The sequence below is a fragment of the Microbacterium sp. Soil_C_42 genome, assembly GCF_057656735.1.
Map to the genome: position 1 here is coordinate 59,525 of NZ_JBDGJU010000018.1, position 18,888 is coordinate 78,412.

The window sequence follows — 18,888 nt, forward strand, 5'->3', positions numbered from 1 at the left end:
GAAGGGCGGGGGACGCCGCAGCATCCCCCGCCCGAGGAGGCGGTGCCGTACGGCTCAGCCCGCGAGCGTCACCGTGTCGATGGTCACCGCGGCGATGCCGGGGTGGTCGCTGAAGACGCCGTCCATGCCGGCGGCGACGAACGCGCGGATCTCACCGTCCAGGTCGCCGTAGGCGGCGGGGTCGGCGCTGGAGCGGAAGTCGGCGGGCAGGAACTGGTTCTCGGCCCGGAACGTCCAGCCGTGCACCGTGAGCCCCGCGGCGTGCGCGTCGGCGATGACCGCGGTGGGCGTGCCGAGGCGGCCGTCGGCCGTGCGCGGGATCATGACGGACTTCTCGAGGCCCACGCCGTCGGCGTAGGTCGCGATCTCGGCGAGGCCGGCCGGAGTCACCAGATCCTTGTAGGTGCGCGCGTCGCCCGCGAGCGTGAAGTCGTACGGGCGCCCCGACCCGTTCACGAGCTGGGCGAGCGTGACGTCGGTCATCCCGTCGAGGTCGCGCAGGTTCGCGGTCTCGAAGCTCTGCAGGATCACCGGCGCGTTCGCGCGGTCGAGTCCGTTCGCCTTCAGGGCCGCCACGAGCGGCTCCTCCAGCGACAGCCCGATCGAGTCGAAGTACGACGGATGCTTCGTCTCGGGGTACACGCCGACGGGCCGGCCGTCGCAGCTCACCGAGTGGCGAGCGAGGTCCATGACCTCGTCGAGCGTCGGGATGACGTAGAGCCCGTCGAACGCGGTGTTCGCGGGACGCGTCTGGGGCAGGCGCTCCTTCGCGCGGAGGGTGCGCAGCTCGGCGAAGGTGAAGTCCTCCGTGAACCAGCCCGTCACCGAGACGCCGTCGATGAGCTTCGTGGTCTTGCGGGCGGCGAACTCGGGGTGTGACGCGACATCCGTCGTCCCGCCGATCTCGTTCTCGTGACGCGCGACCAGCACGCCGTCCTTCGTGGAGACGACGTCCGGCTCGATGTAGTCGGCGCACTGGACGATCGCCGTCTCGTACGCCGCGAGGGTGTGCTCCGGGCGCGAGCCGCTGGCACCGCGGTGACCGATGAGGCTGACCGTCGACGGCTCGATCTTCGTCTTGTCGAGGTCGATGATCGCGAACTCGGTGTCGTCGGGGGTACCGGGGATGCGCGCATCGTTGCCGGGGTAGTTGTTGTCGTTCCCGATGAGCAGGCTGCCGTCCTTCAGCTGCACGACGGTCTCGAACGACTGCACGGGCAGCGAGTAGATCTCGCCGGTGCCGTATCCGTCGCCTGCGCCGATACCGTGCGGGTTGGCGATGCGCAGCGCGTCGAGCACGAGAGTCTTCTCGAGGTAGCCCTCGGCGTCGGTGCGCCGCAGGTCGACCTGGTAGACCCGCTTGGTGACGGCCTGCTCGCCCTCGAAGTCGTCGCGCTCGATGAGCAGGAGAACGTCGTTCTTCACGGTGAAGGCATCGCCGATGACGTTCGGCTCCTGGTCGGTCTGGTAGCTCCACGTGCGGCCGGTGTAGGCGCCGGCGCGTGTGTCGAACTCGAGGATCTCGCGGCGGCGCAGGTCGCTGTCGTCTGCGTACGAGCCCTCGACCACCGGGTAGAGGTAGCGCCCGTTCACCGAGGCGGCGAGGGCCTCGAAGCCACGGCTGGCGCGCACGCGCGGCGTCTCGCCGGACTGCAGGTACGGGTTCTGCGGAGACTTCGCGCCGTCGAGCGCGTAGGGCTTCTCGAGCAGCGTGCCCTCGGCGTCGAAGTGCAGCAGGAACGGGCCGAACTCCTCGCCGACCCAGAAGGTGCCGTCCTTGGCCCTGACGACGGACTCGATGTCGAAGTCGGCGCCGGTGAGGAGGCGCTCGGCGGTGCCGTCGTTCACGATCGGGAAGTCGAGCACGTGGTTGCGGTCGTTGTACGACACGAACCGCTCGATCTGGATCTCGCCCGCGCCCCCGGTGGCCGTCTGCCACGCGGGACGCACGAGGTAGTTGCGCAGCAGGAAGTCAGCCGAGTTGCCCTTGGCGCCGAAGCCATTGTCGGGCTGAGCCCAGAACGTGCCGTCGCCGTTGTCGATCGCGGCAGAGAAGCCGGGGATGACCTGCCCAGGCCACGGGCCGGTGCGGCCGTTGGCGGAGCTGGCCAGGGCGCCCGACGCCGGGCCCGGTTCGAGGTGGTCGGCCGACAGAGTGGCCCGTGCGACGAGCGTCGGCACGTGCGTCTGCACGTACGGCGACTGCGAGTCACCGGACGCGGTGGCGACCGGCTGGGCGAAGGCGGCGGAGGTGGGGAGGAGGGCGACGGCGGTGGCCGTCGCTGCTGCCGCGGCGAGAAGGCGCGGCAGGACGCGTCGTGTGGGGATTCGACTCATGCCCTCGACGCAACCGGGGCCGCTCGGCCGTATGCTGACCGATCGCCGACCACTCCGCGACGGCCCGGTGAACGGGTGGCAAGCGGCGCGTGAGAACGGTCTCACACACGAACGGACGACGGATGAGAATGATCCGATCGCTCTCACCATCGACCAGTACGACGGTCATGCGGCCTCGGCTTCTGCACGCTCCTCGTCGAGGATCTCGAGCAGGCGGGGTGCCAGCGACGCGGTGCCCGCGATGAGGGTCGACACGATCCACTCCGGCGCGCCGGAGGGGACCGGCAGGGCGACCAGGCCCTTCGCCTGGGGCTTGTTCGCGACGTGCTGCGGCACGATCGCGACGCCGAGCCCGCGCACGACGAGGTCGAGCAGCGTGTGCACGTCGTCGACGCTGCAGCGCACCCGCCGCTCGACGCCGTGCCGCTGGAACGCGTCGTCGTTGATCGTGCGCAGCGCCCACGCCGGCCGGAAGTCCACGAAGTCGGCGTCGCGGAGGTCCCTCCACCGCGACACCGGACGCTCGGCCAGCGGGTGGGCGGGCGGGACGATGAGCACGAGGGGGATCCGCGCGAGCTCCGCCACGGCCGGCACCGGCGTGGGGTCCGCGCTGGCGACGAAGGCGACGTCCAGCTCGCCGGCCGCGACATGGTCGACCAGCTGATGCGATCCCGCCTGCACGAACTGGATGTCGACGGCGGGGTGGCGGCGGTGGAACCGCTCGAGGAGCAGGTTCACGTCGAGTGCCCCCAGGCACTGCTCGGCGCCGATGCGCAGCGAGCCGGCGAGCTGGTGCGACGCGCGGACGACGGCATCCCGTCCCGCGGCCGTCTGGGCGAGGATCTCGCGGGCGTGCGGCAGGAGCGCGAGCGCGGCCGGCGTCGGCTCGACAGAGCGCGTGGTCCTCTCGAAGAGCTTCGCGTCGAGCTCCTGCTCGAGCCGGCGGATCGCCGCCGACAGCCCGGACTGAGAGACGCGGCATCGCTCTGCGGCGCGGGTGAAATGCCGCTCCTCAGTGAGGGTGACCAAGTACTCCAGCTGGCGGTGCTCCATGGCGTATCCATTCGCTTCGATTCTCAATCGCAGAATATAAAGTTGTTGGACTTCTTTGTGGGCGGTGCCTAACGTGGACCCTGCAGTACCGACCCGACCCGAGAGCGGACCAATGAAGACCATCGAACTCACCGGCGTCGAGCGTCCGGCACCCAACGTGGTGCTCGGCCTCATGCGCATCCAGGACCTCGACGACGACGCCGTGCGCACGCTGATCCGCACCGCGCGCGACGCGGGCATCGACTTCTTCGACCACGCCGACATCTACGGCAGCTCTCTGCACGGCTGTGAGCTCCGCTTCGCCGAGGCGATGCGACTCTCGTCCTCCGAGCGCGCGCAGATCACCATCCAGACCAAGGCCGGCATCGTCGGCGACGGGCCGTACTTCGACTTCTCGTACGAGCACATCGTCGAGTCGGTGGAGGGGTCGCTGCGTGCGCTCGACACCGACTACATCGACGTCCTGCTGCTGCACCGGCCCGACGCCCTGGTCGAGCCCGACGAGGTCGCGCGGGCGTTCGACGAGCTCGAGGCGGCGGGCAAGGTGCGGGCGTTCGGCGTCTCGAACCACACCCCGCGCCAGATCGATCTGCTGAAGAAGTCGGTACGCCAGCCCATCGTCGCGAACCAGATCCAGCTGTCGATCACCCACGCTCCGACCATCGCGCAGGGCGTCGCCGCGAACATGCACGGTGAGGAGCAGTCCCTCACGCTCGACGGCGGCGGGATCATCGACTACTGCCGCCTGCACGACATCGCGGTGCAGGCCTGGTCGCCGTTCCAGGCGGGCTTCTTCACCGGCGTGTTCCTCGACTCGCCCGACTACCCCGAGCTCAATGCGGCGATCGACCGTCTCGCGCGGAAGTACGACGTGCCGCCGATCGCGATCGCGGTGGCGTGGATCACGCGCCACCCGGCGCGCATGCAGGTGGTGCTCGGAACGACGAGCCCCGAGCGCGTGAGCGGTGCCGCTGAGGGGTCCGAGATCCCGCTCACCCGCGCCGAGTGGTACGAGCTGTTCCGGGCCGCGGGCTACCGCGTGCCCTGACACGGCCCTGGGCCACCGAGACACGGCGAGTCCGCCGAGACCGGGGACCTCACCCTCGGTCTCGGCGGAAGTCCTCTGGTTCGCCGTCGAAAGCGGGCAGGCTCACTGTCGCGAGAACTCCGAGGCGCGCTGGACCTGGTCGAGCGTCGGCGTGACGCCGGTGTACCGCTCGAACTGCCGGGCCGCCTGCAATGCGATCACCTCGGCACCCGTGATGACCGGCATGCCGCCGCTCCGCGCCGCCCGGATCAGCGGGGTCTCGGCGGGGTAGGCGACGACGTCGAACACGGCCTGCGCCGCGTCGAGGTGCGCCTGTGAGAACGACAGGACGTCGGCGTCGGGCCCGGCCATGCCCAGCGGGGTGACGTTGACCAGCACCGCGTGCCCGGGCGCCGGATCGGTCGTGGTGCTGCGGTAGCCGTACTTCTCGGCGATCTGCGCGCCCGCCGCGGCGTTGCGCGCGACCACGGTGACGTCGTCGAAGCCCGCGCCGCGGAACGCCGCGACGACCGCCTTGCCCATGCCACCTGATCCGCGCACCAGCACGGGGAGCGAGGGGTCGACGGCATGCCGCTCGAGCAGCTCTGCCACCGCCTCGTAGTCGGTGTTCGACGCGACGAGGCGACCGCCCTCGTTGACGATCGTGTTCACGGACTCGATCGCCGCGGCGGACGGCTCGATCTCGTCGACGAGCGGGATCACGGCCTCTTTGAACGGCATCGACACCGAGCACCCGCGGATGCCGAGCGCCCGCACCCCGCCGATCGCGGCCTCGATGTCGTTCGTCGTGAACGCCTTGTAGATGAAGTTCAGCCCGAGCTCGTCGTAGAGGAAGTTGTGGAATCTCGTGCCGATGTTGGAGGGGCGTGCGGCAAGGGAGATGCAGAGGACCATGTCCTTGTTCAGAATGGGCACGGTGCCATTGTGCCCCGCCGCCGACGCACGACGATGCCCCGGGGCCGCAGGGCTCCCGGGGCATCGTCGTCGGCAGATCAGCGGTCGTCGGTGACCGCGTCCTTGATGTCGTCGCCGGCCTTCTTCATCTTGGCGCTGGCTTGATCCGCCACGCCTTCGGCCTGCAGCCTCTCGTTGTCGGTCGCGTCGCCGACCTTCTCCTTCACCTTGCCCTTCACGTCTTCGGCATTGTGCTTGATGTCGTCATCCAGACCCATGGCGGATCCCCTTCTCTTCGTTGGCTTTCATAGGGCGAGGCTCAAGAGCGGGCGCGGTCGACACGGCCCACACCGTCCAGTCCGACGCGGTCGACGCGGCGGTGGTAGCTCATGCCCGCCATTCCGCCCAGGACCGCGGCGACGAGCGTGATCACGGCGGCGCCGATGGCGGTGAGGATGCCGGTGAGGGTCGCCGTGTCGGCGGTCACCGGGATGCGCGGGAAGATGTCGACGTTCGCGAGGATGTCCCACTGGCTGCCGGCGATCAGAGTGATCACCGCGACGACGATCGCGATGAGGATCGCCCACAGCCACACTGCGAAGCCCTGCTTGGCGCCGCTGAACCGCGCCATGCGGCCGGCGACGTAACCTCCGGCGAAGTAGGCGATGAACAGCACGATCGCGATGGCGATCGCTCCGATGATGGTCGCCGCGCCCACGTTCCCGGTCGCGGCTTCGGCGGCGTCGTCGACCGCCTGAGGCGAGGTGAGTCCGGTGGCAGCGCCGATCGCGGCGACCACGGCCGTCAGCGCCACGAGTGCACCCAGTGCCGTGAGCCAGCCGAAGAAGGCGCTGCCGAACTTGATCCCTCCGAAGCGCTCGCGCTCGCGAGCGACGACGACCTCGCGCAGCGACGCCTCGCGTGTGTCGGTGGCGCTGTCGACATCACGGGCGCGACGCGCCTCCTGGGCGTCCGGTACGCCGTCGCCGTCGCGATCGCGCACCACGTCGGCGTCGCGGGCGGTGTCGGTGCGGGGATCCGTGTCGAGGGGACGGGTGCGGTCGGCATCGGGGTCGCGGGTGAGATCGCGATCACGATCCAGGTCCGCGTCGGTCCTCCGCGGGTCCGTCGTGCGGTAGTCGCGGTTGTCGGTGCTCATGAGGCGAACGTATGCGGAGCACGTCCGTACCCTCAGCCCGGTTGATATCCCGCGCGGCGCGAGGTAACCTGTCCGGCCTTTCCGCCCGGGGGGAAAGGACTGGGAACTCCTCTCGGGCGCTCTGGTGCGGCTGAGGACGCGGGCGCGGGAGCAGAATGGCGATATGGATGCCGCCGCCCCGATCCTGCGCACCGAGATGCCGCCGCCGAGCTACATCATGTCTGCCGAGGGGTACCAGCTCGCGACGTACGCCTGGGGCGATCCCGACGCCGACACCGTGCTGTGCGTCCACGGCTTCGCGTCGAGCTGCCGCGACAACTGGGTCGAGACCGGCTGGGTGCGCATGCTCACCGCCGCCGGATATCGCGTCATCGGCGTCGATCAGCGCGGCCACGGCGCGAGCGACAAGCCCGATGACCCCGTCGCCTACTCCATGAGCGCCTTCGTCGGCGACCTCATCGCCGTGCTCGACACGTATCTCGTCGACGACGTCCGCTACGTCGGCTACTCGCTCGGTGCCCGTGTCGGCTGGCAGCTCGCCGTCGACGCACCCGAGCACGTGAGTCGCGCCGTGCTGGGCGGCATCCCCGACGGACGCCCGCTCGGGCGGCTGCGCATCGAGCAGGCGCGCGCGTATGCCGAGAAGGGCATACCCGTCGAGGATCCGGTCACCCAGAACTACGTGAAGCTCGCCGAGCGTGTGCCCGACAACGATCTGCGCGCCCTGATCGCGCTCGCCGAGGGCATGCGGTTCGGCGACGCCGACCCCGACCCGGAGCGGCCCCCGCGCCAGCCGGTGCTGTTCGCGACGGGTGTGGAGGACGCGATCCTCGAGCGCTCGCGGACACTCGCCGCGACGGCGCCGAACGGCCGGTTCATCGAGATCCCGGGGCGGCACCACTTCAACGCCCCCGGCTCGCGCGCCTTCCGCGATGCGGCCGAGGAGTTCCTGGCGGCCGACGGGACAGGCGCATGAGCCATCACATCCGCGTCGTCTACTGCACCCAGTGCGCGTGGATGCTCCGCGCAGCATGGGTCGCACAGGAGCTCCTCACCACCTTCCAGGACGAGCTCATGGGCGGCGGCGCGACGCTCGAGCCGGGCACCGGCGGGATCTTCGAGGTCTACGCCGACGATGAGCTCGTCTGGTCCCGCAAGGCCGACGGCGGCTTCCCCGACATCGTCGCCCTGAAGCGCCGCGTACGCGACCGCATCGCCCCGGACCGGGCCCTCGGCCACGCCGATCGCGCCGCTCCGGCGCCGGCCGACCCCGACCGCTGACCTCGCGCACGACGGCGGGGCGCAGCATCCGTGTCGATGACGGATGCTGCGCCCCGCGGTGCGCTGGCGGTACCGGCCTCAGGCCACCGCCGTGGCGACGAGCTCGGTGATCTTCTTCTCGACCGCGGGCGTCCAGGCGAGCACCGCGAACCCCGTCGACCAGAAGTCGCCGTCGTCGAGGTGGGCGCTCTCGTCGAACTGGATGGTCGCGTAGCGCGTCTTGAACTTCGAGGCCGGCTGCGTGAAGACCACGACCTTGCCGGCTGCGTTCGCGTACGCGGGGAAGCCGTAGAAGGTCTTCGGCACGAGGTCGGGGGCGACCTCGCCGACCACCTTGTGCAGGCCCTCGGCGATCTGCCGGTCGGTGCCGTCGAGCTTCTCGATCGCCTCGAGGACCTCCTTGGTGCCCGCTTCGCGGCTCTTGCCCGCCTTGGCCTGGTCGCGCAGCTCCTTCGCGCGATTCTTGACCGCCTCGCGCTCCTCCTGCGACAGGCCGTCCGATGCCGTCTTCGCCATGATGCTCCTCCTCACGCTCGTGGGCGCCTCCGCGTCCCGTGATCCTCACGCTACCCAGGGCGATTCGGCGGCACTTCTCCATTCCTGCTGGATCGTCGCGACGTGCACGACGCAGGGGCGAGGCATCCGCCCCGCCCCTGCGCTCCCGCGACACCTGCTCGGCGTCACTCGAACTGCATCACGATGCGGCCGTCGATCTGGCCGTGCTCCATGCGCTCGAAGATGTCGTTGACGTCGTCGATCGACTCGACCGCGACGGTCGGGTGGATCTGGCCGCGCGCGTAGAAGTCGAGGGCCTCGATCATGTCCTGGCGCGTGCCGACGATGGATCCGCGGATCGTGATCGCGCGGAGCACGATGTCGAAGATGTCGGCGGGGAAGTCGCCGGGCGGGAGGCCGTTGAAGACGATCGTCGCGCCGCGGCGGGCGACGCCCAGCGCCTGGCCGAAGGCCTTCGGGTGCACGGCGGTGACGAGCACGCCGTGCGCGCCGCCGGTGCGCTCCTGGACGACGGCGGCCGGGTCCTGCGTGAGCGCGTTGACCGTCAGCTCGGCGCCGTGCCGCCGGGCGAGCTCGAGCTTGGCGTCGTCGATGTCGACGGCGGCGACCCGCAGGCCCATCGCGCGGGCGTACTGGACCGCGATGTGGCCGAGTCCGCCGATGCCCGAGATCACGACCCACTCGCCCGGACGCGCCTCGGTCATCTTGAGTCCCTTGTAGACGGTGACGCCGGCGCACAGGATCGGCGCGACCTCGACGGGGTCGGCACCGTCGGGGATGCGGGCGGCGAAGCGCTCGTCCACGAGCATGTACTCGCCGAAGCTGCCGTCGACCGAGTACCCGCCGTTCTGCTGGTCGGGGCACAGCGTCTCCCACCCGGTGCGGCAGAACTCGCAGACGCCGCAGGCGCTCCAGAGCCACGCGTTGCCGACGAGATCGCCGACCGCGAGCGTCGTGACGCCCTCGCCGAGGGCGACGACGCGGCCGTACCCCTCGTGCCCGGGGATGAGGTCGGACTTCGGGGCGACCGGCCAGTCGCCGCGGGCGGCGTGGAGGTCGGTATGGCACACGCCGGTGGTCAGCACCTTGACGAGCGCCTGGCCGGGGCCGGCGGTGGGGATGGGCACGTCGCGCACATCGAGAGGCCGGTCGGGCGCGGTGACCACGGCTGCGCGCATCGTGCCGGTGGGGGTCGCGGTGCCGTGTGCTGCGTGCGAGTCGGTCAGGATCGTCATCGATATCACTTCCCTGGGGCGGGCGTTCGCCGCCCTCTGATCCGACGCTAGGCCCGCGTACGTTGCACGACGTTGCGGTCGGGCGCGGTCGTCCCGCTCCCCTGACCTCAGGCGACGGCCGAGCTCAGGAGGATGCTCGTCTCGCTGTCCCGCACGCCCGCGGTGCTGCGGATCGCCGCGAGGGCGCCGTCGAGGTCGCCGAGGCTCTCGCAGCTGAGCTCGGCCACGAGATCCCAGCGACCGTTGGTCGTATGCAGTGCCGCGATCTGAGGGATGCCTCGCAGCTGACGGATCGCGTCCCGCGCGTCGTGTCCCTCGACGGCGACCAGCGTGATCGCGCGTACGGCGGAGTCGCTCGCGACATCGTGCAGGCGCACCGAGAAGCCGGCGATGACGCCCGATTCGACGAGCCGCTCGATGCGCTTGTTCACGGTCGTGCGCGTGACGCCGAGCCGCTCCGCGAGCCGAACCACCGACTCTCGGCCGTTCGCGCGGAGCAGCGAGATCAGGCGACGGTCGAGGTCATCCAGCGGAGCCACCATGCACATAATGTACCCCGTCTATACGCAGAATGCGTATCGGGTCACCGAATTGACGCGAGATGCTGATTGAAAGGCGCACTGGTACGCGCATAGCCTGGCCACGCCACCTCTGGAAGGACTCACCGTGACCGCGCCTGAAGACATGCACCGCATCTCGCCTGACACCCGCCACACCGTCGAGGACGTGCTGGAGTACGCGCGGCGCCGGGCCCTCTACGAAGACGTGCCGCTCGACAAGCCGATGACCCCGCGCGACCTGGAGCGTCTGGCGTCCGGTTCGATCACCCCCGAGGGCATCGGCTCGCGGCGCGCGATCGCGCTCTTCGAGAACGTCCTCGCCCCGGCGTGCGTGTCGACGGACCACCCCGGGTACCTCTCGTTCATCCCCTCGGCGCCGACCAAGGCCTCGCTCGCGTTCGACGTCGTGGTCTCCGCATCCGCCATCTACGCAGGGTCATGGGTCGAGGGTGCCGGCGCGGTGTTCGCCGAGAACGAGGTGCTGCACTGGCTCGCGAGGGAGTTCGGCCTGCCGGCGGGCGCGGGCGGCGTGTTCGTGCAGGGCGGCACGATCGGCAACCTCTCGGCTCTGGTGACGGCTCGGGATGCTGCGCGCCGCCGTGCGGCGGACGAGGGGCGCCAGGCCCCGCCCCGGTGGGTCGTCGTGTGCAGCGCCGAGGCCCACTCGTCGATCGCCTCGGCGGCGGCCGTCATGGACGTCGACGTGGCGACGGCCGAGGTGGATGCGAACGGGCGCCTGCACGGCGACGCCGTCGCCCGCGTGCTCGACGAGCACGGAGACGCCGTATTCGCGGTGGTCGCCACCGGCGGCACGACCAACTTCGGCATCGTCGACGACATCGCGAGCGTCGGGGCCGTCGCGCGCGAGCGCGGCATCTGGTTCCACGTCGACGGCGCCTACGGCCTCGCGGCGATGCTCGTGGAGAGCATGCGGCCCGTCTTCGCGGGGGTCGAGCTCGCGGACTCGGTCATCGTCGACCCTCACAAGTGGCTGTTCGCGCCCTTCGACGCGTGTGCTCTCATCTACCGGGAGCCCGCACTCGCCCTGTCGGCGCACACCCAGAAGGCCGAGTACCTCGACACCCTCACCGGCAAGCCGGACTGGAACCCGTCCGACCTTGCGATCCAGCTCACCCGCCGGGCACGAGGCCTGCCGATGTGGTTCTCGCTCGCGACCCACGGCACCGAGCAGTACCGCGCCACGATCGCGTACGGCATCGACCTCGCGCGCCGTATCGCCGACGAGATCGAGTCGCGCGAGGGCCTCTCGCTCGTGCGCGACCCGCAGCTGTCGGTCGTGGTGTTCCGCCGCGAGGGCTGGACGCTCGCCGACTACGAGGCGTGGTCGAGCAGGCTCCTCGAAGAGCAGCACGCGTTCGTCGTGCCGAGCTCGCATGCCGGCGAACCCGTGCTGCGGTTCGCGATCATCTCGCCGCTGACGACGTTCGAGCTGCTCACCGCGATCCTCGACACCCTCGACTGAGGCAGCCGACGGGGCGCCCGGAAGCTCCCAGGCTCCACGCACGTAGACTGGGAGCATCCGTTCTCATCCTTGAGAACCCGCCGCTCCGCAGGATCACCGTGACCTCAGCCGATTCCCGCACGTTCGCCGTGCGCCACGTGCAGCTCGCACGCGCCGCATTCGCGGCGCTCGCGGCACTCATGATCACGTTCTCGCCCGACCACTCCGCCTTGGTCGGCAGCTCGGTGTTCAGCGGTTTCGCGATCGCGACCGGCCTCGTGCTGCTGCTCGCGGTGTGGCTGGTCTACCCGAAGGGGCTCCGGTGGCCGTCGGCCGCGCTCGGCGGCGTCGCCATCGTCGCGGGCATGGCGAGCGGCCTCCACCCGTTCCGCACCGTCACGGGGTACTTCGTCGTCGTGATCGCGTGGGCACTCATCAGCGGCGTGATCGAGCTCGTCGCGGGCTGGCGCGGCATCCGCGGCCGGCGCGAGCGCCGCGAGATCGCGCCGGGTGTGGCCGACGCGCGGCCCGCCGCGCTCGTCGGTCCGCGCTCGGAGAGCCGCGATGCTGCCGTCGTGGGCGCCCTGACGATCCTCCTCGGCATCGCGCTGCTGTTCGTGCAGCCCGCGTACGCACTGGACTACACGATCGAAGAGGCCCAGGCGACGTTCACCCTGACCGGCATCACGATCGGCGTCGGCCTGTTCGGCGGCTACGCCGCGATCGTCGCCGTGTACCTCGGCATCGCCGGCTTCTCGCCGCGCCCGGCCGAGACCCCCGGCGTCACGGCGGAGGCGTCCGCGTCCGCCGACCCCACCCCCCAGAAGGACTCCGCGTGAGCCACGAAAGCCCCACCCGCCGCGACCTCATGAAGCCCCTGCAGCTGCTCGGGCTGGCCTTCGCGGCCGCTCTGTTCGCGGGCATCGTGACGCTCGTGTCGATGGGCTTCTTCCAGCAGCGCGCCGCCGGCGAGGCGGAGCGCGCGGTCGTCACGGCGCTCGTCATCGCCGGCATCAGCTTCATCGCGGTGCTGCTGATCGTGTCGCTGCTCCTCCTGGCGGTCGACCCCGCCCAGGTGACCAAGCAGATCGACAAGCCGGTGCTCTTCGACGAGAACTCCGACGAGCCGGAGCAGGACGAGAAGCCGGATGCCGCAGCATCCGGCGACCCGAAGGCCTGAACCCGAGGACCGACTTCGAACCGTCCGCCCCGCGGGGTCCGGCCACAGAATCGGATCCGCCGGTGCGGACGTGACGAGCGACTCGCCGGTGACGGATGCTGCCGCCCGGCGTGTCACGGCGAACATCCGCTCCTGCGGATCCGAGGTTGAGTGCGGCGCCCTCCACGGGGGCCACGTCGGACTGCGGTGCGGCCGCGCGGACCGGAGCGGTCAGCCCAGCTCGTCGACCAACTGTGAGGCGAGGCCGTCGTAGGTCGCGGGCGTGAGCGCGAGCAGGCGCTCCTTGGCCTCGTCGCCGATGTCGAGGCCGCGTACGAACTCGGCGAGCTCGGGGGCGCCGACGCGGCGGCCGCGGGTGAGGTCCTTGAGGAGCGCGTACGGGTCGCTGATCTGCGAGCGCCCGGCCGCGATCTCGGCGCGCACGACCGTCTGGATGGCCTCGGCCAGCACTTCCCAGTTCTGGTCGAGGTCGGCCAGCAGCACGTCCTCGGCGAGGGAGATCTCCTTGAGACCGCGCTGCAGGTTGTCGAGCGCGAGCAGCGAGTGCCCGAACGCGACGCCGATGTTGCGCTGCGTCGTCGAGTCGGTGAGGTCGCGCTGCAGGCGGCTCGTGACGAGCGTCTGGGAGAGGGTCGCGAGGAGGCCCCCCGAGATCTCGAGGTTCGCCTCGGCGTTCTCGAAACGGATGGGGTTGATCTTGTGCGGCATCGTCGACGAGCCGGTGGCGCCGGCCACCGGGATCTGCGTGAAGTAGCCGATCGAGATGTAGGTCCAGATGTCCGTCGCGAGGTTGTGCAGGACGCCGCCGGCGTGACGCACGCGGTCGTAGAGCTCGACCTGCCAGTCGTGCGACTCGATCTGGGTCGTGAGGATGTTGAAGTCCAGCCCCAGGCCCTCGATGAACGCGCGGGAGACCTCGGGCCAGTCCACGTCCGGCGCGGCCGAAAGGTGCGCCGACCACGTGCCGGTCGCGCCCGAGAACTTCGCGAGGTACTCGCCGCCCTCGATCTGATCGGCGACGCGGGCGAGGCGCCACGCGAACACCCCGAGCTCCTTGCCCATGGTCGAGGGCGTCGCCGGCTGGCCGTGCGTGCGCGACAGCATCGCGGCGTCGCGGTGGTTCACGGCGAGCTCGGTGAGCGCGGCGATGACGGCGCGCAGCTTGGGCAGCCACACGCGCTGCACCGCGCGCTGCACGGTCAGGGCGTACGACGTCGAGTTGATGTCCTCGCTCGTGCACGCGAAGTGCGTGAGCTCGGCGATGGCGTCGAGGCCGAGCGTCGAGAGGCGGTCTCGCACCAGGTACTCGACGGCCTTCACGTCGTGACGGGTCACCGACTCCTTCTCGGCGAGCCAGTCGATCTCGGTCTGGCCGAACTCGAGGTAGAGCGCGCGCAGGCGCTCCTTGTCGGCGTCGGCGAGCGGCGAGGTGCCGAACAGCGAGCGGTCCGTGAGGGCGATGACCCACTCCACCTCGACCTCGACGCGGGCGCGGTTCAGGCCCGCCTCCGAGAGGTACTCGCCGAGCTCGCCGACGGCGGGGCGGTAGCGCCCGTCGAGGGGACTGAGCGGCTGCGGAGGCAGAGAGGTCATGGGGGCTCCCGTCGGTATCGCCGAGGACGACCGTCGATCCGGCGTCTTCACACCGGGCGGATGGCGGGTTCGAGTTGCCGGAAGAGCGCCCGGCTCGCGCTCTCGATCATACCGAGCACCTCGTCGAACATTCCGGGGCCCGCGTAGTACGGGTCGGGGACGTCGAGGGTGCGGGCCGAGGGGTCGAAGGCCAGCAGCAGGGCGATCTTGTCGGCGTCGCCCTCTGTGCGGGCCCATCCGCGCAGGATCCGCTCGTGGCTGCGGTCGAGGGCCACCACGAGGTCGCTGCGCGCGAAGTCCGAGTGCGTGAACTGCCGTGCGCGGTGGTGCGATCCGTCGTAGCCGGCGCGCCCCAGCGCGTCGATCGTGCGCCGGTCGGCCTGCTCGCCGACGTGCCAGTCGCCGGTGCCGGCGCTCGTCGAGGTGACGCGAGTGCCGAGGCCCGAAGCATCCGCGAATCCCCGGAACACCACCTCCGCCATCGGAGAGCGGCAGATGTTCCCCGTGCACACGAACACGACGCGGAAGGGCGTCGCGTCGGTCGCGGTCATGGGTTCCATTCTGGACCGAGCGGACACCGAACGTTAAGGAGTTCTCCTCTCAGGGTCTTTCGATGACGGATGCTGCTCGCCTAGCTTGTGACGAAGGGGCGGCGACAAGGCCGCCCCTTCCCCAGTGCGCGGTCCACAGACCGCCGTCGTCCCGTGGAGGTCTCGTGTCCCCAGCACCCCGTCCCCTAGCCGCTGCGATCGCGGCCGCGGCGCTCGCCGCCGGAGGAGTCGTGGCATCCGCCGCGCCCGCGGCCGCAGCATCCGGTGATCTGTTCATCAGCGAGTACGTCGAAGGCTCGTCGAACAACAAGGCCATCGAGGTCTACAACCCCGGCACGACGGCGGTCGACCTCGCCGCCGCCGGATACAAGCTGCAGCAGTACTCCAACGGCAGCGCCACCGTCAGCCTCACGATCAACCTCGCCGGCACCGTCGCCCCCGGGGATGTCTTCGTGTTCTCCCACGCGCTCGCCAACGCGGCGATCCTCGCCCAGGCCGACCAGTCGGCGAACCTCGGGCTCTTCAACGGCAATGACGCCGTCGCCCTGGTCAAGGGCACCGAGATCGTCGACGTCATCGGTCAGATCGGTGTCGACCCCGGTTCCCAGTGGGGCACCGGGCTCGCGTCGACGATGGACAACACGCTGCGCCGCAACGCGAGCATCGTGCAGGGCGACACGAACGGCTCGGACCCGTTCGATCCGGCCGTCGAATGGACCGGCTACGCCAGCGACACCTTCGACGGCGTCGGCTGGCACCTCACTCCTCCCGACCCCGATCCCGAGCCCGTGGCTGACTGCGCGGCGACTCCCGTGACGATCGGCTCTGTCCAGGGCTCCGGTGCGGCGTCGCCGATCCCGGGACAGGACGTGCTGATCGAGGGCATCGTCGTGGGCGACTTCCAGACCGGTGGCTTCGACGGGTACTACGTGCAGGACGCCGGTGACGGCAACCCCGCGACCTCCGACGGCGTCTTCGTCTATGCCCCCGGCGGTGCGGCGGTGAACGTGGGCGACAGCGTCAGCGTGGCCGGCGCGGTGAAGGAGCAGTTCGGCCTCACCGAGATCGTCGCCGCCGACGTGGAGGTCTGCGCGACCGGCCAGGCGCTCCCCGCCGCGACGCCGCTCACCCTCCCGGCGACGAACGCGCAGCGCGAGGCGCTCGAGGGCATGTACGTGACGCTTCCGCAGAACCTCGCGATCGGCGAGACGTTCGAGTACGGCCGCTTCGGCACGATCACCCTCACCAACGGCCGCCTCGACACGCCGACCGCGGTCGTCGAGCCGGGGGCTGCGGCCAACGCGCTCGCCGCCGCCAACATCGAGAACAGCATCACGCTGGACGACGGTCGCGGCAGCCAGAACCCCGACCCGGCCATCCACCCGGACGGCGCGGTCTTCACACTCGACCACTCGTTCCGCAGCGGCGACCTCGTCCAGAACGCCACCGGCGTCCTGGACTACCGCTTCGACACGTGGGGCGTGCAGCCGACCGAGGGTGCCGACTTCACGGTCGCCAACGCTCGGACGGGCGTGCCCGACGTGGGCGGCGACCTGACGATCTCGAGCTTCAACGTGCTGAACTACTTCACCTCGATCGATCCGACGCCGACGAACTCGAACGACGACGGCTACTACCGCGGTGCGGACACGGCCGAGGAGTTCCAGCGCCAGCAGGACAAGATCGTCGCGGCGCTCGCCGCGATCGACGCCGACGTGTTCGGCCTGCTCGAGATCGAGAACAACGGCACCGCGGTCCAGGCGCTGGCTGACGCGCTCAACGCGAAGGTGGGTGCGGGCACCTATGTGCCGGTGACCACCGGCGTGATCGGCACGGACGCGATCACCACGGCCGTCATCTACAAGCCGTCGACGGTGAAACCCGTCGGGACGTACCAGCTGATGACGAGCGCCGTCGACCCGACCTGGTCGGACGCGCGGCACCGCCCCGCGGTCACGCAGCGGTTCGCGTCGACGGAGACGGACGAGGAGTTCGTGGTGTCGGTCAACCACCTGAAGTCGAAGGGCTCGGCGTGCTCCGAGAGCCCCGACCTCGGTGACGGCCAGGGCAACTGCAGCGCGTCCCGCACGGCGGCCGCCACGGCGCTCACGAAGTGGCTCAACGAGACGGTGGCTCCGGACGGTCGGGCGATCGTCATCGGCGACCTGAACTCGTACGACCACGAAGACTCGATCGACGCGTTCACCCTGGGCGGCTTCACCGACCTGGAGAAGCAGTTCAACGGCGAGCACGCGTACTCGTACGTGTTCGACGGCCAGCTGGGCTACCTCGACTACGCGCTCGCGCAGCCCGCGCTCACCGCGGACGTGTCGGCGGTCGCGTCGTGGCACATCAACTCCGACGAGCCGAGCCTGATCGACTACGACATGTCGTTCAAGCTCCCGGCCCAGGACGCGCTGTACGCGCCGGACGCCTACCGTTCGAGCGACCACGACCCGGTGATCGTGGGGCTCAACCTGACGCCGCCCGACACGACGGATCCGACCATCGAGGTGACGGCCGACCCGGAGCCGATCTGGCCGCCGAACAACAAGATGCGCACGGTGCAGTTCTCGATCGACGCGACCGACGATCGCGGCGAGGTGACCGTCGAACTCACCGATGCGAGCGGCTCGGGCGCGAACGCGTCGTGGACCCAGGTCGACCACGACACGTTCACGGTCAAGGCCGCGAAGGGTGCCGTCTACCGCTTCACCTGGACGGCGACGGATGCTGCGGGCAACACCGCGACGGACACGGTCGAGGTGGTCGTGGGCAAGTAGCCCGCGATCGCTCCGTCCCCGGGGGCGTCGTTCCGAAAGGAGCGGCGCCCCTCCTCCACATCCGGGGTGGGGCGCTGCGCCGTGAACAGATCGTCGCGCGGGCGGCCGCGGGAAGGTCGCGCCCCGCGACGATCGACGGGTGACACTGCTCGAACCGGCCGCCGATGCGGCCTCTCACCACCTGGCCCAGATCGCGCGGGAGCTCGCGCGCATCATCGACCGGATCACGGATGCCGCGACCGTCGCCCGCGGGCTCGCCGACGCCGTCGATTGGCAGGCGAAGGCCGCGACCGCGTTCCACGATCGGGCGATGCTGTGGGCCGGTGATGTGTCCGGCCTCGCCTGCCTGGCCGAGACAGCCCGGTACGACGTCCGCCGGGCGCAGGACCTCGCCGCGTTCGCGGGCTCCTTCCCCGGTCTCATCCCGAGGGCGGGGCGATGAGCGACACCAAGCCCGGACCCCCGCTCGTCGATCCGGAGCCGGCGCCGGAGGTGGGGCGCCTCGGCCCGAACGAGGGCGCCGTCGGCCTCCTCGCCGAGCACTGGCCGCGCGTCGACGACGGCCTGCAGATCCGCGGCGGGGGCGCCGTCGCCGTCGACACCGCGACGCTCGCGGCTGCGGCGGTCCGCTTCGACACCTCCCGGGAGGAGCTCAGCTCGATCGGCCGGCGACTGCAGGCGCTCCGCGCCGAGCTGGGGACTCACGCCGAGTACACGGCAGATGCGCGGGCCGCAGCATCCGTCCTCGCCGCGAAGCTCGATGCCGTGCAGGTCGAGGCCGACGAGATCGCCGCGGCACTGCGGCAGGCCGCGTGGGCGTACGAGATGGTGGAGATCGAGGCGGCGCACCGCGCCGCCGTGCTCGCGGGCGACACCGACCGCGCGCGGCGCATCGACGCCCGCATGACAGCCCTGGTCGACGCGCACCCCGACGCGTGGCGCATGGCCCTCGGCTCCCAGCTCGAGCGCGCCGTCATGTGGCCGTCGGAGCTCGTCCGCCAGGCGACGCAGTGGGGCGTCGCAGTGGGCGGCGAGGTCAGCGACCCCGGGTCGGTCGTGGTCGGCGGTGCGGCGGGGCTGCTCACGCTGGGCGGGGCAGCGGTCGTGGGGCTCTCGGGTGCCGGGCTGCTGTCTCGGAACGCGCGGCTCTCGGGCACGGCCGGGCCGGTCACGGTGACCCCGGTCGCAGCCGGCCCGCCGGCCGGCGCGTCATCGACAACACCCGCGCCCAGCTCG

Annotated in this window: 18 protein-coding genes and 1 pseudogene; 9 read left to right on the plus strand and 10 right to left on the minus strand. The window is 70.7% G+C overall.

All coding sequences use genetic code 11. The features are described from left to right. Window positions 1–54 precede the first annotated feature (54 nt). Together AC3A46_RS12135 and AC3A46_RS12140 are read right to left on the minus strand one after the other, a co-directional pair. Window positions 55–2,337: an esterase-like activity of phytase family protein gene (locus tag AC3A46_RS12135; RefSeq protein ID WP_487665408.1), complete on the minus strand. Its 2,283-nt coding sequence runs from the start codon at window positions 2,335–2,337 to the stop codon at window positions 55–57. Window positions 2,338–2,502: 165 nt separating this feature from the next. Further along, a complete protein-coding gene (locus tag AC3A46_RS12140; RefSeq protein ID WP_487665409.1) occupies window positions 2,503–3,390 on the minus strand; it encodes a LysR family transcriptional regulator in 888 nt (295 codons plus the stop codon). 112 nt (window positions 3,391–3,502) lie between these two features. Between AC3A46_RS12140 and AC3A46_RS12145 the strand changes: the two genes are divergently transcribed. Continuing rightward, the gene (locus AC3A46_RS12145; protein WP_487665410.1) at window positions 3,503–4,438 is read left to right on the plus strand and encodes an aldo/keto reductase; all 936 of its coding nucleotides are present in this window, start codon (window positions 3,503–3,505) and stop codon (window positions 4,436–4,438) included. A gap of 102 nt (window positions 4,439–4,540) precedes the next feature. On the opposite strand, the gene AC3A46_RS12150 is transcribed toward AC3A46_RS12145, so the two are convergent. The 3 genes from AC3A46_RS12150 to AC3A46_RS12160 all read right to left on the minus strand — a co-directional run bounded on the left by AC3A46_RS12150 (window position 4,541) and on the right by AC3A46_RS12160 (window position 6,491). Beyond that, window positions 4,541–5,353: a shikimate 5-dehydrogenase gene (locus tag AC3A46_RS12150; protein ID WP_487665411.1), complete on the minus strand. Its 813-nt coding sequence runs from the start codon at window positions 5,351–5,353 to the stop codon at window positions 4,541–4,543. 77 nt (window positions 5,354–5,430) lie between these two features. After that, a complete protein-coding gene (locus AC3A46_RS12155; RefSeq protein ID WP_487665412.1) occupies window positions 5,431–5,610 on the minus strand; it encodes a CsbD family protein in 180 nt (59 codons plus the stop codon). 41 nt (window positions 5,611–5,651) lie between these two features. Then, entirely contained in the window at window positions 5,652–6,491 is an 840-nt protein-coding gene (locus AC3A46_RS12160) for a YrzE family protein (RefSeq protein ID WP_487665413.1), read from the minus strand. Between the two features lie 163 nt (window positions 6,492–6,654). Here AC3A46_RS12160 and AC3A46_RS12165 point away from each other — a divergent pair, with 163 nt between their 5' ends. Both AC3A46_RS12165 and AC3A46_RS12170 read left to right on the plus strand, forming a co-directional pair. Then, window positions 6,655–7,467, plus strand: coding sequence for an alpha/beta fold hydrolase (locus AC3A46_RS12165; protein ID WP_487665414.1), 813 nt, complete (start codon window positions 6,655–6,657; stop codon window positions 7,465–7,467). After that, on the plus strand, window positions 7,464–7,772 hold the full coding sequence (locus AC3A46_RS12170) for an Rdx family protein (RefSeq protein ID WP_487665415.1): 309 nt from the start codon (window positions 7,464–7,466) through the stop codon (window positions 7,770–7,772). Before AC3A46_RS12165 ends, AC3A46_RS12170 begins: the two co-directional genes overlap by 4 nt. Before the next feature lie 78 nt (window positions 7,773–7,850). Here the strand turns inward: AC3A46_RS12170 and AC3A46_RS12175 are convergent, their stop codons facing one another. From AC3A46_RS12175 to AC3A46_RS12185, 3 genes are all read right to left on the minus strand, one after another. Further along, entirely contained in the window at window positions 7,851–8,288 is a 438-nt protein-coding gene (locus AC3A46_RS12175; RefSeq protein WP_487665416.1) for a hypothetical protein, read from the minus strand. Between the two features lie 164 nt (window positions 8,289–8,452). Beyond that, window positions 8,453–9,523, minus strand: a complete 1,071-nt coding sequence (adhP, locus tag AC3A46_RS12180) for an alcohol dehydrogenase AdhP (protein ID WP_487665417.1) — start codon at window positions 9,521–9,523, stop codon at window positions 8,453–8,455. Between the two features lie 107 nt (window positions 9,524–9,630). Then, a complete protein-coding gene (locus tag AC3A46_RS12185; RefSeq protein ID WP_056365707.1) occupies window positions 9,631–10,065 on the minus strand; it encodes an Lrp/AsnC family transcriptional regulator in 435 nt (144 codons plus the stop codon). A gap of 124 nt (window positions 10,066–10,189) precedes the next feature. Between AC3A46_RS12185 and AC3A46_RS12190 the strand changes: the two genes are divergently transcribed. The 3 genes from AC3A46_RS12190 (at window position 10,190) to AC3A46_RS12200 (ending at window position 12,725) form a co-directional block, all read left to right on the plus strand. Then, entirely contained in the window at window positions 10,190–11,566 is a 1,377-nt protein-coding gene (locus AC3A46_RS12190; RefSeq protein ID WP_487665418.1) for a pyridoxal phosphate-dependent decarboxylase family protein, read from the plus strand. Window positions 11,567–11,664: 98 nt separating this feature from the next. Beyond that, a complete protein-coding gene (locus tag AC3A46_RS12195; RefSeq protein ID WP_487665419.1) occupies window positions 11,665–12,384 on the plus strand; it encodes an acyl-CoA synthetase in 720 nt (239 codons plus the stop codon). After that, window positions 12,381–12,725: an amino acid transporter gene (locus AC3A46_RS12200; protein WP_487665420.1), complete on the plus strand. Its 345-nt coding sequence runs from the start codon at window positions 12,381–12,383 to the stop codon at window positions 12,723–12,725. Before AC3A46_RS12195 ends, AC3A46_RS12200 begins: the two co-directional genes overlap by 4 nt. Before the next feature lie 210 nt (window positions 12,726–12,935). On the opposite strand, the gene purB is transcribed toward AC3A46_RS12200, so the two are convergent. Continuing rightward, window positions 12,936–14,318: an adenylosuccinate lyase gene (purB, locus tag AC3A46_RS12205; RefSeq protein ID WP_487665421.1), complete on the minus strand. Its 1,383-nt coding sequence runs from the start codon at window positions 14,316–14,318 to the stop codon at window positions 12,936–12,938. A 47-nt stretch (window positions 14,319–14,365) separates the two neighbouring features. Beyond that, entirely contained in the window at window positions 14,366–14,869 is a 504-nt protein-coding gene (locus tag AC3A46_RS12210) for a low molecular weight protein-tyrosine-phosphatase (protein ID WP_487665422.1), read from the minus strand. 230 nt (window positions 14,870–15,099) lie between these two features. Between AC3A46_RS12210 and AC3A46_RS12215 the strand changes: the two genes are divergently transcribed. From AC3A46_RS12215 to AC3A46_RS12225, 3 genes and pseudogenes are all read left to right on the plus strand, one after another. After that, the gene (locus AC3A46_RS12215; protein ID WP_487665423.1) at window positions 15,100–17,652 is read left to right on the plus strand and encodes an ExeM/NucH family extracellular endonuclease; all 2,553 of its coding nucleotides are present in this window, start codon (window positions 15,100–15,102) and stop codon (window positions 17,650–17,652) included. 139 nt (window positions 17,653–17,791) lie between these two features. Beyond that, the gene (locus AC3A46_RS12220; protein ID WP_487665424.1) at window positions 17,792–18,094 is read left to right on the plus strand and encodes a hypothetical protein; all 303 of its coding nucleotides are present in this window, start codon (window positions 17,792–17,794) and stop codon (window positions 18,092–18,094) included. Then, a pseudogene (locus AC3A46_RS12225) lies at window positions 18,091–18,888 on the plus strand (hypothetical protein); the annotation flags it as partial. The gene AC3A46_RS12220 and the pseudogene AC3A46_RS12225, both read left to right, overlap by 4 nt.